The following is a 16,694-nucleotide window of genomic DNA, read 5'->3' as shown; positions in this document are numbered from 1 at the left end:
CGGTGGTGTGAGAGGACGGCGGTTGTGAAGCCGCCTCCTACTCGATTGGTGTCTGAGCGTGTGGCGTGGTGCAGGAGGTTAGTGGGAGCTTGTGACGTGTCATGCGCGGTATCAACATTATTGATTTTCGGGCGTTTCTTTCACGCTTCTTTCACAAGCATATCCGTAGGCTCAACTCATCCGTTAAAAAGCAATTCCATTAGCCCGTCTCCCCAGCGGGCTTTTTTTTTGCCTGCGATAAAACTCTTTGCGTATAAACTGTCCAACCCTCGCGCTCATGAGGGTTGGGCCGGTTCTTTGACTGAACCGACGGCCCTTTTTAGCATCCGGTTTTTTACTAATCAGTACCCTTTTTGAGGTTCATGTCATGCGTTTAACTTTGCCTGCTCTGGTTCTGGGTCTTCTGGTCGCTCAAGGCGCAATGGCCGGTGATGGCAGCGCAGCGCTCGGCGGCGGCTTGGGTGGTGCGCTGGGTAATGTGGTTGGTCAGAAGCTTGGTGGCAGCACCGGCGCGGCGATCGGTGCAGGCGTTGCAGGCGCTGCAGGCAGTGCTGCCGGCGCGAAAAAGGGCCATCGCGCTAAAGCAGCAATCGGCGGTGGTGTAGGCGCAGCGGGTGGTTCGGTCATCGGCAACTCGCTGGGCGGCAAGACCGGTTCCGCCATTGGTGCTGGCCTTGGTGGCGCAGCCGGCGGCGCGCTCATGGGCAAGTAAGCGCACTGGTTCCAGCGATACGATTTGAAAAAGCCCGGCTGATTGCCGGGCTTTTTCGTTTTGGGTTACTCGACCCCTGGCACCCCATGCTAGTGCGCTACCTGAATCCAGAGCCTGCAATGACCCGGACTTCACAACTCCAGCTGATCAGCCCTGATCCCGAACGCCATGGCGATCTTTTCCCGAGTGGCTCGGCGCGGTTTGTTTACCGCCTCCTGCTGGGCGAACGCAGGTTGTGAAATCCCCATTCGCTTTGCCACTTCTTCCTGCGTCAGGTTCAAGTGTTCACGCCAGGCGCGGATTGGGGTGGCGCCGTCGACAATACGACTGACCACCTGATGAGGAATCAGCTCGGTGTCGCCGTGTTGAGCGACATATTGCTGGTAGGGGATGACCACAAAGGCTGGCTCACCGTCCGGGCCGTTGATGATTTGTATGTCAGTAGGTGCGTTCGTCACGTTTTTTGACCTCTTGAATGCTGACCACCTGGACCGAGCCGTCCCAGTCAAACAGAACCCGGTAGTTACCGACTCTCAGGCGATACCCGCAATTGTGCAGGGCCAGCGCCTTGACGTTGATTGCGTCGGGCATGCGCACCAACTGCGTTACGGCATCGCGGATTTGCACCCGGTGCTCCGTGTGTACCCTGAGCAGTTGCTTTACGGCTTTGCGGGTCCAGTAGATTTCGTTCATGAGAGCTTAATAAGTCTTCCATAAGTCGTGCAATGATTTTCTTATATTTCTATAAGTGACCGTGCGGCGCTTTCCTTGCGCTCACTACACACCCTAGGCCGTGATCTGAGGGTGAGGGGCGGCAAACAGTTGCCGCATGTGAGCCGCGCTCGTTATGCTGCCGGGCCCTTTGGTCGATCCTTTTTTCGGTCGATCAAGGCACTGGCCGTACCTGAGCCGCTTCCCGGAATGTTGTGTTGATAACGGATCAGATGCGATGAATGCACCGCTCGACTTCGGCCCGATCAAGGCCGTGATTTTCGATATGGATGGTCTGCTGCTCGATACCGAGGGTATCTACACCGAGGTCACGCAAATCATTGCTGAACGCTATGGCCGAACCTTCGACTGGCACATCAAGCAGAACATCATCGGCCGCGGTGCTGGCGATCTGGCGCGCTATGTCGTTGAGGCGCTGGAGCTGCCGATCAGCGCCGAAGAGTTTCTGCTGATCCGCGAACCGTTGATGCGTGAACGTTTCCCGCGTGCGCTGGCGATGCCGGGCGCGCGGGAGCTGGTTCAGCATTTGAAGGCGAACAATATTCCGATTGCCGTGGGTACCAGCTCTTCGAGTCAGTCCTTTGGACAGAAAACCACCTTGCATGGCGATTGGTTTGCGCTGTTCGACACCATTGTGACCGCCGATGACCCTGAGGTCGGCGCAGCCAAGCCAGCGCCGGATATTTTCCTCATCGCTGCGCAACGCTTGGGGGTGGCACCGCGTGATTGCCTGGTGTTTGAGGACTCGCCGTTTGGCGTCACCGCAGCAAAAGCGGCGGGGATGACCGCGATTGCGGTGCCGGATGCGGCCATGGCTGACGAAAAATATGCGCATGCCGACAGCATTCTTCGTACGTTGAAAGCGTTCCAGCCGCATGCCTATGGTTTGCCGACACTCGAGCAGGCGTAACGGGAAAACACTGGACAACAAAACGCCGGGCAACCTGATCAAAGGTTGCCCGGCGTTTTTTTATGCTGCAAAAAAGCTGGATCAGGCGCCAAAACCACCGTCGATGCTCAGGCTGGCACCAGTGATGTAGCCGGCCTCCGGGCCGACCAGGTAAGCAACGAAACTGGCGATCTCGGAGGCAGTGCCATAACGACCAACAGCCATCAACGGGATCAGGCTCTCGGCGAACTCACCGTGGGCCGGGTTCATGTCGGTATCGACCGGGCCAGGCTGCACGTTATTGATGGTGATACCGCGTGGGCCCAGGTCGCGGGACAGGCCTTTGGTCAGGCCGACCAGCGCCGCCTTGCTCATGGCGTAAGGGCCGCCACCGGCGAAGGGCATGCGGTCGGCGTTGGTGCTGCCGATGTTGATGATGCGACCGCCTGCGGTCATGTGTTTGGCCGCTTCTTGAGTCGCGATGAACACACTGCGTACGTTGATCGCCAGGGTTTGGTCGAAGTCTTCGAGTTTGAAGTCTTCCAGCGGGGCGACGGCCAGCACACCGGCGTTGTTGACCAGAATATCGAGGCGACCAAAGGTTTCGACGGTGCTGTTGACGGCATTGCGAATGGCGGCCGCATCAGCGCTGTCGGCCTTGATGGCCAAAGCTTTACCGCCGGTAGCAGTGATGCTGTTTTGCAATTCTTCAGCCTTGGCAGCCGAGCTGACGTAAGTGAAGGCAACCGCTGCGCCTTCAGCGGCCAGACGTTTGACGATGGCGGCGCCGATACCGCGGGAACCGCCCTGGATCAGAGCTACTTTACCGCTGAGGTTCTGAGTGGTCATGTCTATCTCCAAAGTCCCGAGGCGAAATGTCTCGGTTGATGGAGCCTAGTATCGATACTGGATTACCCCCTGTGTAGACGGTCATTGCTATAGTCTGTGTAAACCAGAAGTTTATAGTGGCGACCATGGAAACCTTCAGCAGTATCGAATGCTTCGTGCGCAGCGCCGAGGTCGGCAGCTTCGCCGAAGCCGCGCGGCGCTTGAGCCTGACCCCCGCAGCGGTAGGCAAAAGTGTCGCCAAACTTGAGGCGCGCCTGGGCGTTCGGCTGTTTCAGCGCAGCACGCGCAGCCTGACGTTGACCGAAGCCGGTCAGTTGTTTCTCGGCGAAGTCAGTGCCAGTCTGCACACCATTCAAAATGCCATGGCCAATCTGGCCAGCGCTGAAGGGCGTCCGGCCGGGACGCTGAAAGTCAGCATGGGCACGGTGTTTGGACGGCTGTACATCGTGCCGCTGCTGGGTGAGTTTCTGCGGCGTTTTCCGGCGATCAATCCGGATTGGCATTTTGATAACCGCCAGGTCGATTTGATCGGCCAAGGCTTCGACGCAGCGATTGGTGGCGGTTTTGAACTGCCGCCAGGGGTAGTGGCGCGCAAGCTGACGCCGGCTCACCGGGTGTTGGTGGCATCCAGGGATTATCTGGCGCAGCGCGAGGCGATTCGTGAGCCGGATGATTTAAGTGACTGCGACGGGATTCTGATTCGTTCACCGCAGACCGGTCGCGTGCGTTCCTGGCAATTGACCAGCCGTCGTCAGGAACACAGCCCGCTGAGCCTCAAGGCGCGGATGACCATGAGTGACTCCGAAGCGGCTTGCGCCACTGCGGCGCAAGGCTTGGGGATTGCGCTGGTGAGCATGCCGTTTGCGGTTGGCTACCTGAATGCCGGCACTTTGCAGCGCGTGCTTGCGGAGTGGTACGTCGATGATGGCAACATCTCGATCTACTATGCCGAACACAAACTGCTGCCGGGGAAAACGCGGGCGTTCGTGGATTTCATTATCGAGCAGTTTGCCGAGCAGCAATTGGCGCAGCGGTTCAGCGCTGTTTGAGCTTGGCGCAGGACCGAGGTGCTGCCATCGCGGGCAAGCCTTGCTCCTACGAATTCGAGTCGAGCCACAATGATGTATTCGACACTGAACCTGTAGGAGCAAGGCTTGCCCGCGATGACGGACTGACATTCAACATTGATGTTGATCGTTACACCGCTATCGCGAGCAAGCTCCCACAGGGGGGATTTCGCAGGGCGGGGATCAGGCTTTCTGGATGATGTTGCCCGCGTGCAAGCCGCACTCTTTCTGTGTGGCTTCTTCCCACCACCAGCGACCTTCACGTTCGTGCTGGTTTGGCAGCACCGGGCGGGTGCACGGTTCACAGCCAATGCTGATGAAGCCACGTTCATGCAGGCTGTTGTATGGCAGCTCCAGCATGCGGATATAGCCCCAGATCTCTTCGCTGGTCATTTGTGCCAGCGGGTTGAATTTGTACAGGGTGCGCTCTGGCGTCGAGAACGCGCTGTCGATTTCCAGTACGGCAACCTGGCTACGGGTGCCCGGGCTCTGGTCGCGGCGCTGGCCGGTAGCCCAGGCGCTGACGGTGGACAGCTTGCGGCGCAGTGGTTCGATCTTGCGGATGCCGCAGCATTCGCCATGGCCATCCTTGTAGAAGCTGAACAGGCCTTTTTCTTTGACGAACGGTTCGAGCTTTGTATGGTCCGGGGAGACCAGTTCGATCTCGATCTTGTAGTGCTCGCGCACCTGGTCGATGAAGCGATAGGTTTCCGGATGCAGGCGTCCGGTGTCGAGGCTGAAGACCTTGACGTTCTTGTTGATTTTCCAGGCCATGTCCACCAGCACCACGTCTTCGGCGCCGCTGAAGGAGATCCACAGGTCGTCCCCGAACTCGGCAAAGGCGAGTTTGAGAATGTCCTGGGCGGATTTGGTGGCATAGGTCGCGGCGAGTTCAGTGACGTCGAACGATGGGCTCATCAGGGCGGTTTCCTACAGGTCGGTGGCGCTAAGCGCTCTATATGGTGGCGATGGTAGCAAAATCCCGAGAAAACGGGGGCGCTCGTCTGCGTTGCGTCGGTCGGTATGTCTCGCTAGAGTTCGGCAGTCCTTTTGCTCGCTCAACTCAATAATCAGTACAAATGGGAGTGTCTTGTGGAAATTGCCTGTCTCGATCTGGAAGGTGTGTTGGTCCCGGAGATCTGGATCGCCTTTGCCGAAAAAACCGGGATTGAATCCCTCAAGGCAACCACCCGGGATATTCCCGATTACGACGTGCTGATGCAGCAGCGCCTGCGCATCCTCGACGAGCACGACCTGAAGCTGTCCGATATTCAGGAAGTGATCGCCACCCTGAAGCCACTCGACGGTGCCATCGAGTTCGTCAACTGGCTGCGCGAGCGCTTCCAGGTGGTGATTCTTTCTGACACGTTCTACGAGTTTTCCCAGCCGCTGATGCGTCAACTGGGCTTCCCGACCTTGCTCTGCCATCGTCTGATTACGGATGACACCGGGCGGGTGACGGGCTATCAACTGCGTCAGAAAGATCCCAAGCGTCAGTCGGTATTGTCCTTCAAGAGCCTTTACTATCGGGTGATCGCCGCCGGTGATTCGTACAACGACACCAGCATGCTGGGCGAGGCGGACGCCGGAATCCTGTTCCACGCACCAGACAACGTGATCCGCGAGTTCCCGCAGTTCCCGGCGGTGCACAGCTTTGCCGAGTTGAAGCAGGAATTTCTCAAAGCTTCAAACCGTGAGCTGAGCCTGTAAAGGACGCCGAGGAACTGTGGCGAGGGGGCTTGCCCCCGCCGGCCGGTCCGCGCTCGGGCGTAGCAGTCGTAAACCAGTACACGCGAACTTTCTGAAGATTCGCGGCGTCAGGTTTTGGGGGCGCTCCGCTCCCCAGCGGGAGCAAGCTCCCTCGCCACAACAGCCATGCATCAGAGGCCTTGCAGGGTTTCGAGCAACACCTTCACCTTGGTGATGGACTCCTGATATTCGGCCTGCCAGTCCGAATCGGCGACGATCCCGCCGCCGCCCCAGCAGCAGACCTGGCCATCCTTGACCAGCAAGCTACGGATGGCGATCGAGCTGTCCATTTCCCCGCGTACGTCCAGATACAGTAACGAACCGCAGTACAAACCACGGCGGGTTGGTTCCAGCTCGTCGATGATTTGCATGGCGCGGATTTTCGGTGCGCCAGTGATCGAGCCACCGGGGAAGCTGCCGGCGATCAGGTCGAGGGCGTCTTTGTTGTCAGCCAATTCGCCAGTGACGCTGCTCACCAGGTGATGCACGTTGGGGTAACTTTCCAGGCTGAACAACTCGGGCACGCGCACCGAGCCAATGCGGCAAGTGCGGCCCAGATCGTTGCGCAACAGGTCGACGATCATCAGGTTTTCCGCGCGATCCTTGGGGCTGGCCAACAGTTCGGCAGCGTTGGCCGCGTCTTCGGCAGCGTTCTGGCCGCGCGGACGGGTGCCTTTGATCGGACGGGTTTCTACGTGGCCTTCGCTGACTTTGACGAAACGCTCTGGCGACAGGCTCAGCACCGCGCCGCCGTCGGGCAGGCTCTGGAAGCCAGAGAACGGTGTTGGGCAAGCTGCCCGTAGCGCGCAATACGCGGTCCACGGATCGCCTTGGCATTGTGCGCGAAAGCGTTGTGCGAAGTTGACCTGATAGCAGTCGCCGGCCTGGATGTACTGCTGGATACGCACGAACGCCTGCTGATAGTCGCTGGCGCTGAGGTCGGGGCTCATGGCGCCGCTCAGGGTGAACGGTGCGGTCGCTGCAGCCGCGGGCTGGCTGAACAGTTCGATCAGGCGCTGGCGCTCGGATTCGATCAGGTTGGGATGGAACACCAACTGACTGCTGCCGGTCAGGTGATCGCTGATCATCGCCCAGTCATACAGGCCGAAGCGCGCGTCGGGCAGTTGCAGGTCATCGTGAGCCTGGGAGGGCAGGGCCTCCAGGTGACGGCCGAAATCGTAACTGAGGTAGCCGATCAAGCCACCGGCGAAGGGTAATTCGTAGGGGGCAGGGATCGCTGCATTGCCGAGCCGGGCCAGCGTGTCGCGCAGGCGTTGCAGGAATGCGCCGCCACTTTCGTCAGGCGAAACCGCCAGTGTTGCCACTGGCCAGGCGCTGAGCACGTCATAGCGTCCGCGCTCGGCACTCGGTCGGCCACTGTCGAGCAGTACGCTGCCCGGGGCATGGCGAATCGCCGCGAAATACTCGGCGGGGTTGGCGCGATAGGGAAGCGGGTATACGGAGCAGGTCAACATGAGCGGGGCAGATCAGCCATCGAGGCGGGGGTGGCGATTGTAGTCCTCTGCGGGATTTGCTCCTAGAGGGGATGTCGGGAAGAGATACATCATGTGCGACTGCACAAACCCTGTGGCGAGGGAGTTTGCTCCCGCTGGGGCGGTCCGCGCTCGGGCGAAGCAGTCGTAAAATCGGCACATGTGTTCTGCTTGTAAGGTTGTGTTGTCGGGTTTTAGGGCCGCTTCGCGCCCCAGCGGGAGCAAGCTCCCTCGCCACAAAGGCTTAGCCTTCGGCCGAGGGGATATTCCCGAACATGTGCTGAACAAACTCCACGCGCTCTTGCGGTGTTTCGGTAATCCCTCTGGCTTTCAGCTCTTCCAGGTGTGCCTCGACTGCATGAGTGCGCGTGGTCAACCCGCAATCATTGGCGATCTGAATGTTCAGCCCGGGCCGTGCGTTGAGTTCGAGAATCAGCGGACCTTTTTCCTGGTCCAACACCATGTCGACACCGATGTAGCCCAGGCCACACAGCTCATAACAGCTGGCGGCGAGTTTCATGAAACCGTCCCAGTAGGGCAGTTGCACGCCATCTACCGCGTTGGTGGTGTCCGGGTGTTTGAGAATGAATTTGTTCAGCCAGGTGCCGCGCAAGGTCATGCCGGTGGCCAGGTCGACACCGACGCCGATAGCGCCCTGGTGCAGGTTGGCCTTGCCGCTGGATTGCCGGGTGGGCAAACGCAGCATGGCCATCACCGGGTAGCCCATCAGCACGATGATGCGGATGTCCGGCACGCCTTCATAACTGATGCTTTTGAAGATCTGGTCGGGAATTACCCGGTATTCGATCAGTGCGCGGTCGCGGTGGCCGCCCAGGGAATACAGGCCGGTCAGAATGCTGGAGATCTGGTGCTCGATTTCTTCATGGCTGATGATCCTTCCGGAAACCGTGCGGTACTGGCCTTCGAAGCGGTCGGCGATCACCAGGATGCCGTCACCGCCGGCACCCTGTGCCGGTTTGATCACGAAGTCGCTATGGTTGCCGATGATCTCGCCAAGCTTTTCGATTTCTTTCTCGGTGGAGATCACGCCGTACATTTCCGGCACGTGAATGCCGGCCTTGATTGCGCGTTCCTTGGTGATGATCTTGTCATCGACAATCGGGTACAGGCTGCGCTTGTTGTACTTGAGTACGTAGTCAGCGTTGCGCCGATTGATGCCCATGATGCCTTGGGCGTGCAGGGCCTTCCAGGTCTTCCAGAAACCGAACATTACGAATCGGCCTTGACGAAGGCTTTGAAGCGCATCAGCTCGGTCAGGCGGTAGCCGCGATAGCGACCCATGGCCAGCATGAAGCCCACCAGGATCAACAGGATCGCCGGGAAGGTGAACACAAAATAAACCAGTTCCGGAATGCTCATGATCAGGTGTCCCAGAGAGGCGGCGAACAGCGTACCAATCGCGACTTTCAGCGCATGCCCGGCGCCACGTTCTTCCCAGGTGATCGACAGGCGTTCGATGGTCATGGTCAGGATCACCATCGGGAACAGCGCTACCGACAGCCCGCGCTCCAGCCCCAGTTTATGGCTGAACAGGCTGATGGCGGCAATCAGCACCACAACGAAGGTCAGCACCACCGACAGCCTCGGGAGCATTTGCAGCTTCAGGTGCTCAAGGTAGGAGCGCAACGAAAGCCCCAGTGCCGTGATCACTGTAAACAGCGTAATGCCGAAACCCAACCCGGTTTCGCGAAAGGCCAGGGCAACCAGCACCGGGGTAAAGGTGCCGAGGGTCTGCAAGCCGATCAGGTTGCGCAGGATCAGGATAACCAGCACGCCGATCGGGATCATCACCATGATCATGAAGGTTTGCTGGGTTTGCAGCGGCAAGCCGTACAGCGAGTAATCGAGGAAGCTGGCGTCGGTATTTTCGTCGGTCAGCTTGGCCAGGCGAATGGCGTTCATTTCGCTGTTGTTCAGGCTGAAGGTGACGTTGGCCTTCTTGCCGCCCTCGACGGTGATCAGGTTGTCATCGCCGGTCCACCACAGCAGGCGATCGGTGGGCAGGCCTTGCTCGCCGGTTTCCGGGTTGAAGTACAGCCAGTCAGTGCCGTTGAAGCTACGCAGCCAGAGCTCCGGGGTTTGCGGCTGATCGGCGACCAGGCGGATGGTGTGGACCTTTTCCAACGGTACGTGGGCGATGGACAGCAGCAGTTCGACGATTTTCGCTTTGTGCGCTGGTGACGGATCGCCGGCCAGCAGCAGTTTTGCATTGTCGTCATTGGAATTGTTGACGCGTTTGATCGCTTCGCCGATGAAGGTCTCGACGTCTGCCGAGTGCTGGCGAATCGGCGCGAGCAGGGCGTCGGCGGCGACTTTCTCCGGGCCTTCGACGGCGATGCTGTCGCGGAAGGTCGGGCCTTTGACTTTGGATTTTTCACCGGTGTAGCGCTTGGTCAGCACCAGGCGGTAGTAAAGCGTCTGGTTGCCCTTGGCCCGGCGTGCCGACCAGGTGACCTTGCGGTTGCCGTCGACGCGGTTCACCGCAACGCCATAGTTGTTGGAGATAAAGCTTTCATTGAGGCTGACGTAGTCGCGACTCAGCGGTGGCACGAACATCTGGATCTTGACCGGGTCCTTGGCACTGGCGACGAACTCGACCTTGGCGTCGATGTTCCACAAGTCGTCGGTGGCGTCTTCGGTCACCGGAATGCCCAGCACGAAAATCTGATAGGCCGTGACCGAAAGGCCCAGCACCACCAATAGGGTGATCAGGATTTTCAGGTGGAGGGTAAGGGAGCGCATGGGCATTACTCTGCGGTATGAGCGTCGATGGCGCAGGCGGGTTTGCCAGCAGCGTATTTAAGACTCGGGTCGACCAGCGCATCAAAGCGTTTCAAGGCTTCGGAACCGATCAAGAGCGGGAATTGGAATGCACTTCGGTCGGTCAGGTTCACTTCTATGCTGCGCAACGCCGTGCCCATGCAGATATCCAGCTCGATCACCGGGCGAGCGGTGTACTGCTTGCCTTCCTCGGGATCGAAGTCGCCAGCGCGGCGTTTGATTTTGCTGACGCGTGCCAATGGGCGCTCGATCGGGTGCGAGTGGGCGGTGTCGATGGCCAGATAAAAGCGCACCCACGATTCGCCATTGCGTTTGAAGCGCTTGATATCACGGGCACTGAGGGAGGCGGTTTTGGCCCCCGTGTCGAGTTTGGCCGCGACTTCCAGGTCGATTCCTGCCAACTGCGCGTATTCGTTGAGACCGTACACAGTCTTTTCACCCGCGATAGCGAGACCTGGCAGGCAGAGGAGTAGACAGATCAACAGGGTGAAGGGCTTGAGTCTCATAGATCCTGGCGCGGCGCCGTCCGTTCTTCAGTTCAAGGCGACTGGCATTGCTGCACAAGCTCCTTCTAGTGCCTGCCATAAAAAGATGACAGACAAATGCGGGCGGCATTCTAGCACGGTGGTTTTATGGCGCCAGCCGCGGGTCAGTCCTTTACTTAGGTTTTACTTAAGGCGTTTATTAGACGATTGTCGACAATAGTTCTTTTTCCTTTGACTGGTTGCGCGATATTGGTTAGTTTTTGGCGCATTGGCTTATGAGGTGTCGACAATATGCTGGATCAACTTGATCCCCCGGTGATGGCGTCAGACGATTCGGAAACCCTTTCCGAAAACGTCTTCCGACGCATTCAGGCGGCCATCGTCAAAGGCGAGATCGCCCCGGGCAGCAAGATTTCCGAGCCTGAACTGGCGCGCACTTACGGCATCAGCCGTGGGCCGTTGCGTGAGGCGATCCATCGTCTCGAAGGTCAGCGCCTGCTGGTCCGCGTCCCGCACGTAGGGGCGAGGGTGGTGTCGCTGAGTCACGCCGAACTGCTTGAGCTCTACGAAATTCGCGAGTCCCTGGAAGGCATGGCCTGTCGTCTGGCCGCCGAGCGCATGACCACCGAAGAAATCGACGAGTTGCGTCAGGTGCTGGAAACCCATGAGCGTGATGCGGCGTTTCAGGCAGGCGTCGGCTATTACCAGCAGGAAGGCGATTTCGACTTTCACTACCGAATCATTCAAGGCAGCGGCAACCGCACGCTGACGCAAATGCTCTGCGGCGAGCTGTATCAGCTGGTGCGCATGTACCGCATCCAGTTTTCCGCCACGCCCAATCGGCCGCGCCAGGCGTTTGCCGAGCACCACCGGATTCTCGATGCCATCGCCGACCGTGACGGTGAATTGGCCGAGTTGTTGATGCGTCGTCACATCGGCGCTTCAAAACGCAATATCGCCCGTCACTATCAGGACGGAGCCCATCAGACAGCCACTCCACGAGGTGAGTCATGAGTTCGAACAAGAGCACACCAGGCCAGCGTTTCCGCGATGCGGTTGCCAGCGAGCATCCTTTGCAAGTGGTCGGCACGATCAACGCCAACCATGCGCTGCTGGCCAAGCGCGCCGGTTTCAAGGCTATTTATCTGTCCGGTGGCGGGGTCGCTGCCGGTTCTCTCGGTGTGCCGGACCTGGGGATTACCGGGCTCGATGACGTGTTGACCGACGTACGCCGGATCACCGATGTCTGCGACCTGCCGCTGTTGGTGGACGTGGACACCGGTTTTGGTTCCTCGGCATTCAACGTCGCGCGCACCGTGAAGTCGATGATCAAGTTCGGTGCGGCAGCGATTCACATCGAAGACCAGGTCGGCGCCAAGCGCTGCGGTCACCGCCCGAATAAAGAGATCGTTTCCCAGCAGGAAATGGTCGACCGGATCAAGGCGGCAGTCGATGCGCGCACCGATGACAGCTTCGTGATCATGGCCCGCACCGACGCCCTGGCGGTGGAAGGTCTGGAGTCGGCACTGGATCGCGCCGCGGCGTGCATCGAGGCCGGCGCCGACATGGTGTTCCCGGAAGCTATCACCGAACTGGACATGTACAAGCTGTTCGCCAGCCGCGTCAAAGCGCCAATCCTGGCCAACATCACCGAGTTCGGCGCCACGCCGCTGTACACCACCGAACAGCTGAAAGCCGCCGATGTGTCGCTGGTGCTGTACCCGCTGTCGGCCTTTCGCGCGATGAACAAAGCAGCGGAAAACGTCTACACCGCGATCCGTCGCGACGGTACGCAACAGAACGTCATCGACACCATGCAGACCCGCATGGAGCTTTACGATCGCATCGATTACCACACCTTCGAGCAGAAGCTCGATGCGTTGTTTGCCCAGAAAAAGGGTTGATCGGCAATACTCGATTCATCGTTTAGATGTTGCAGATTCCCTAACAAATTCAAGATTGGAGACAGCAATGGCCGAAGCAAAAGTATTGAGTGGCGCCGGTCTGCGTGGCCAGGTGGCCGGGCAAACCGCATTGTCCACCGTAGGGCAAGAGGGCGCAGGCCTGACCTATCGCGGCTATGACGTTCGCGAACTGGCGGCCCAGGCGCATTTTGAAGAAGTGGCGTACATGCTGTTGTACGGCGAACTGCCGAACAAGGCGCAACTGGCCGCCTACATCAACAAACTGAGCAAGCTGCGTGACCTGCCGCAAGCCCTGAAGGAAGTGCTCGAACGCATCCCGGCCGACGCCCACCCGATGGACGTGATGCGCACCGGTTGCTCGTTCCTCGGCAACCTTGAGCCGGAGCATGACTTCTCCGAGCAACATGACAAAACCGACCGGCTGCTGGCCGCGTTCCCGGCGATCATGTGCTACTGGTATCGCTTCAGCCATGACGGCAAACGCATCAACTGCGTGACCGATGAAGAGTCGATTGGCGGGCACTTCCTGCACCTGCTGCACGACAAGAAGCCGAGCGAGCTGCACGTCAAGGTGATGAACGTTTCGCTGATCCTTTATGCGGAACACGAGTTCAACGCATCGACCTTCACCGCCCGCGTGTGCGCATCGACCTTGTCCGACCTGTTCTCCTGCGTTACCGCGGCCATCGGTTCCCTGCGCGGCCCGCTGCATGGCGGCGCCAACGAAGCGGCGATGGAAATGATCGAGCGCTTCGCGTCGCCGCAAGAGGCGATCAAAGGCACCCTCGACATGCTTGCGCGCAAAGACAAGATCATGGGTTTTGGTCACGCGATCTACAAAGACAACGATCCGCGTAATGAAGTGATCAAGGGCTGGTCGAAAAAGCTCTCTGACGAAGTCGGCGACACCGTGTTGTTCCCGGTGTCCGAAGCCATCGACAAGACCATGTGGGAACAGAAGAAACTGTTCCCCAACGCGGACTTCTACCATGCCTCGGCGTACCACTTCATGGGCATTCCAACCAAGCTGTTCACGCCGATTTTCGTCTGCTCGCGCTTGACCGGCTGGGCGGCGCATGTGTTCGAACAGCGTGCCAATAACCGAATCATCCGCCCGAGCGCCGAATACGTCGGCGTCGAACAGCGCAAGTTCGTGCCAATCGAACAACGCTGACCGGTAGGTGCCGGCGCTGCTTGCTGAATGAACCGAAAACCCTTGTAGGAGCCGAGCTTGCTCGCGATGACGGACTGACACTCAACATTGATGTCAACCGTTACACCGCTATCGCGAGCAAGCTCGGCTCCTACAAAGGTCGGGTTTCAAATCCGGCGCCAGGCCCCACCTTTTGTAATCACCGTGACCGAGTCTTGACGATGAACACAGATTTCCGCAAATCGCTGCCCGGCAGCCATCTGGATTACTTCGACACCCGCGCGGCAGTCGAGGCCATCCAGCCCGGCGCCTATGACACCCTGCCGTACACCTCTCGCGTACTGGCGGAAAACCTGGTGCGCCGCTGCGACCCGGCCACGCTCACCGAATCCCTGAAACAGTTCATCGAGCGCAAACGCGACCTCGATTTCCCATGGTTCCCGGCCCGCGTGGTCTGCCACGACATTCTTGGGCAGACCGCCCTGGTCGACCTCGCTGGCCTGCGTGATGCCATTGCCCTGCAAGGTGGTGATCCCGCGCAAGTGAACCCGGTGGTACCGACGCAATTGATCGTCGACCACTCCCTGGCCGTCGAGCGCGGTGGCTTCGATCCGGAAGCGTTCGAAAAGAACCGCGCCATCGAAGACCGTCGTAATGAAGACCGTTTTCACTTTATCAACTGGACCAAGAAGGCTTTCAAGAACGTCGACGTGATCCCGCCAGGCAACGGCATCATGCACCAGATCAACCTGGAGAAAATGTCGCCGGTGATCCAGGTGCGTGACGGCGTGGCCTTCCCGGATACCTGCGTCGGCACCGACAGTCACACCCCGCATGTCGATGCCCTGGGCGTGATCGCCATCGGTGTTGGCGGTCTGGAGGCGGAAAGCGTGATGCTCGGTCGTGCCTCCTGGATGCGTCTGCCGGAAAGTGTCGGCGTCGAACTCACCGGCAAGCTGCAACCAGGCATCACCGCCACCGACATGGTGCTGGCTCTGACTGAGTTCCTGCGCAAGCAAAAAGTCGTTGGAGCCTGGCTGGAGTTCTTCGGTGAAGGCGCCTCCGCGCTGACCCTCGGCGACCGTGCAACCATTTCCAACATGGCTCCGGAATACGGCGCCACCGCGGCGATGTTCTACATCGACCAGCAGACCATCGACTACCTGAAACTCACCGGCCGTGAAGACGAGCAGGTGCAGTTGGTCGAGAATTACGCCAAGACCACAGGCCTGTGGGCCGATAGCCTGAAGGGCGCACAATACGAGCGCGGCTTGACCTTCGACCTGTCTTCGGTGGTGCGCAACATGGCGGGGCCGAGCAATCCTCACGCCCGTGTCGCTACCTCTGATCTCGCGGCCCAGGGCATCTCCGGCCAGTGGGACGATGTGCCCGGCCAAATGCCGGACGGCGCGGTGATCATTGCCGCCATCACCAGTTGCACCAACACCAGCAACCCGCGCAACGTCATCGCTGCAGGCCTGTTGGCACGCAATGCCAATAAGCTCGGGTTGACCCGCAAGCCGTGGGTCAAATCGTCCCTCGCACCGGGTTCGAAAACCGTGGCGTTGTACCTCGATGAAGCCGGCCTGACTTCTGAACTGGAGCAGCTTGGTTTCGGCGTGGTGGCATTCGCCTGCACCACCTGCAACGGCATGTCCGGTGCGCTGGACCCGGTGATCCAGCAAGAGATCATCGACCGCGACCTGTACGCCACTGCCGTGTTGTCGGGTAACCGCAACTTCGATGGCCGGATTCACCCGTACGCCAAACAGGCGTTCCTTGCGTCGCCGCCGCTCGTAGTGGCGTACGCGATTGCCGGGACCATCCGTTTCGACATCGAAAAAGACGTGTTGGGCCTGTCGGCGGATGGCAAGGAAATCCGCCTGAAGGACATCTGGCCGAGCGACGAAGAGATCGACGCAGTGGTCAAGGCATCGGTCAAGCCGGAGCAGTTCCGTCAGGTCTACATCCCGATGTTCGCCATCCACGAAGACACCGGCCCGAAAGTCAAACCGTTGTACGACTGGCGCGAGATGAGCACCTACATCCGTCGTCCACCGTACTGGGAAGGCGCACTGGCCGGGGCGCGTCCGCTCAAGGGCATGCGCCCGCTGGCGGTGCTGCCGGACAACATCACCACCGATCACCTGTCGCCGTCCAACGCCATCATGCTCGACAGCGCCGCTGGCGAATACCTGGCGAAAATGGGCTTGCCGGAAGAGGACTTCAACTCCTACGCGACACACCGCGGTGACCACTTGACTGCGCAACGCGCGACGTTCGCCAACCCGAAACTGTTCAACGAAATGGTTCAGGAAAATGGCAAGGTCAAGCAGGGTTCGCTGGCGCGTGTCGAGCCGGAAGGCCAGGTCATGCGCATGTGGGAAGCTATCGAAACCTACATGGAGCGCAAGCAGCCGCTGATCATCATCGCCGGCGCCGACTACGGTCAGGGTTCGTCCCGCGACTGGGCGGCCAAGGGTGTGCGTCTGGCCGGTGTCGAAGCCATCGCTGCCGAAGGTTTCGAGCGCATCCACCGCACCAACCTGGTGGGCATGGGCGTGTTGCCGCTGGAGTTCAAGCCGGGCACCGACCGCAAGACGCTGGGCATCGACGGCACTGAAACTTTCGATGTGATCGGCGAGCGCACGCCGCGTGCCACGCTGACCCTGGTTATTACCCGCAAGAACGGTGAGCAGGTGTCGGTGCCGGTGACCTGCCGTCTCGACACGGCTGAAGAAGTCTCGATCTATGAAGCCGGCGGCGTGTTGCAGCGTTTCGCCCAGGACTTCCTTGAATCGGCTGTTGCTGTCTAACGCGACTTGCCGGGGCAGGGCG

Annotated in this window: 16 protein-coding genes; 8 read left to right on the top strand and 8 right to left on the bottom strand. The window is 59.5% G+C overall.

Features of this window, described 5'->3' with window-relative positions:
- The first annotated feature begins 367 nt into the window (after positions 1–367).
- Complete coding sequence (locus AO353_RS00965) at positions 368–712, top strand: hypothetical protein (RefSeq protein WP_054593274.1); 345 nt, start codon at positions 368–370, stop codon at positions 710–712.
- Between the two features lie 131 nt (positions 713–843).
- Here the strand turns inward: AO353_RS00965 and AO353_RS00960 are convergent, their stop codons facing one another.
- Together AO353_RS00960 and AO353_RS00955 are read right to left on the bottom strand one after the other, a co-directional pair.
- Complete coding sequence (locus AO353_RS00960) at positions 844–1,170, bottom strand: helix-turn-helix domain-containing protein (RefSeq protein ID WP_054593273.1); 327 nt, start codon at positions 1,168–1,170, stop codon at positions 844–846.
- A complete protein-coding gene (locus AO353_RS00955; protein ID WP_054593272.1) occupies positions 1,151–1,405 on the bottom strand; it encodes a type II toxin-antitoxin system RelE family toxin in 255 nt (84 codons plus the stop codon). The genes AO353_RS00960 and AO353_RS00955 overlap by 20 nt, the downstream gene beginning before the upstream one ends.
- A gap of 256 nt (positions 1,406–1,661) precedes the next feature.
- Here AO353_RS00955 and AO353_RS00950 point away from each other — a divergent pair, with 256 nt between their 5' ends.
- Positions 1,662–2,354 (top strand): HAD-IA family hydrolase, encoded by a 693-nt coding sequence (locus AO353_RS00950; protein ID WP_054593271.1) that lies wholly within the window; start codon positions 1,662–1,664, stop codon positions 2,352–2,354.
- Positions 2,355–2,435: 81 nt separating this feature from the next.
- Here the strand turns inward: AO353_RS00950 and AO353_RS00945 are convergent, their stop codons facing one another.
- Positions 2,436–3,182, bottom strand: a complete 747-nt coding sequence (locus tag AO353_RS00945; RefSeq protein ID WP_054593270.1) for a 3-oxoacyl-ACP reductase family protein — start codon at positions 3,180–3,182, stop codon at positions 2,436–2,438.
- A 125-nt stretch (positions 3,183–3,307) separates the two neighbouring features.
- On the opposite strand from AO353_RS00945, the gene AO353_RS00940 reads away from it, so the two are divergent.
- Entirely contained in the window at positions 3,308–4,231 is a 924-nt protein-coding gene (locus AO353_RS00940; protein WP_054593269.1) for a LysR family transcriptional regulator, read from the top strand.
- Positions 4,232–4,432: 201 nt separating this feature from the next.
- Here the strand turns inward: AO353_RS00940 and AO353_RS00935 are convergent, their stop codons facing one another.
- On the bottom strand, positions 4,433–5,167 hold the full coding sequence (locus tag AO353_RS00935; RefSeq protein WP_054593268.1) for a phosphoadenylyl-sulfate reductase: 735 nt from the start codon (positions 5,165–5,167) through the stop codon (positions 4,433–4,435).
- A gap of 174 nt (positions 5,168–5,341) precedes the next feature.
- On the opposite strand from AO353_RS00935, the gene thrH reads away from it, so the two are divergent.
- A complete protein-coding gene (gene thrH / locus AO353_RS00930; RefSeq protein WP_054593267.1) occupies positions 5,342–5,959 on the top strand; it encodes a bifunctional phosphoserine phosphatase/homoserine phosphotransferase ThrH in 618 nt (205 codons plus the stop codon).
- A 170-nt stretch (positions 5,960–6,129) separates the two neighbouring features.
- Here thrH and pabB read toward each other — a convergent pair whose 3' ends face one another.
- The 4 genes from pabB to AO353_RS00910 form a co-directional block, all read right to left on the bottom strand.
- Positions 6,130–7,473: an aminodeoxychorismate synthase component I gene (pabB, locus tag AO353_RS00925; RefSeq protein WP_054593266.1), complete on the bottom strand. Its 1,344-nt coding sequence runs from the start codon at positions 7,471–7,473 to the stop codon at positions 6,130–6,132.
- 262 nt (positions 7,474–7,735) lie between these two features.
- Complete coding sequence (locus tag AO353_RS00920) at positions 7,736–8,722, bottom strand: alpha-L-glutamate ligase-like protein (RefSeq protein ID WP_054593265.1); 987 nt, start codon at positions 8,720–8,722, stop codon at positions 7,736–7,738.
- Positions 8,722–10,254, bottom strand: coding sequence for an inactive transglutaminase family protein (locus AO353_RS00915; protein ID WP_054593264.1), 1,533 nt, complete (start codon positions 10,252–10,254; stop codon positions 8,722–8,724). Before AO353_RS00915 ends, AO353_RS00920 begins: the two co-directional genes overlap by 1 nt.
- Positions 10,255–10,259: 5 nt before the next feature.
- On the bottom strand, positions 10,260–10,799 hold the full coding sequence (locus AO353_RS00910) for an ATP-dependent zinc protease (protein ID WP_054593263.1): 540 nt from the start codon (positions 10,797–10,799) through the stop codon (positions 10,260–10,262).
- Positions 10,800–11,069: 270 nt separating this feature from the next.
- Here AO353_RS00910 and AO353_RS00905 point away from each other — a divergent pair, with 270 nt between their 5' ends.
- The 4 genes from AO353_RS00905 (at position 11,070) to acnD (ending at position 16,672) form a co-directional block, all read left to right on the top strand.
- The gene (locus tag AO353_RS00905; RefSeq protein WP_019689463.1) at positions 11,070–11,792 is read left to right on the top strand and encodes a GntR family transcriptional regulator; all 723 of its coding nucleotides are present in this window, start codon (positions 11,070–11,072) and stop codon (positions 11,790–11,792) included.
- Positions 11,789–12,682, top strand: coding sequence for a methylisocitrate lyase (gene prpB / locus AO353_RS00900; RefSeq protein ID WP_054593262.1), 894 nt, complete (start codon positions 11,789–11,791; stop codon positions 12,680–12,682). Before AO353_RS00905 ends, prpB begins: the two co-directional genes overlap by 4 nt.
- A gap of 67 nt (positions 12,683–12,749) precedes the next feature.
- Positions 12,750–13,877 carry a bifunctional 2-methylcitrate synthase/citrate synthase gene (prpC, locus tag AO353_RS00895; protein ID WP_054593261.1) on the top strand — a complete coding sequence of 376 codons (1,128 nt, stop codon included), beginning with the start codon at positions 12,750–12,752 and terminating at the stop codon, positions 13,875–13,877.
- 200 nt (positions 13,878–14,077) lie between these two features.
- Positions 14,078–16,672, top strand: a complete 2,595-nt coding sequence (acnD, locus tag AO353_RS00890; RefSeq protein ID WP_054593260.1) for a Fe/S-dependent 2-methylisocitrate dehydratase AcnD — start codon at positions 14,078–14,080, stop codon at positions 16,670–16,672.
- The last annotated feature ends 22 nt before the right edge of the window (positions 16,673–16,694 follow it).

Origin of the sequence: Pseudomonas fluorescens, assembly GCF_001307155.1 — a bacterium.
In the GTDB taxonomy this organism is placed as follows: Bacteria; Pseudomonadota; Gammaproteobacteria; order Pseudomonadales; family Pseudomonadaceae; genus Aquipseudomonas; species Aquipseudomonas helvetica.
Note: the sequence above shows the minus strand (reverse complement) of the source record. Positions and strands in the feature narration are given on the sequence as shown.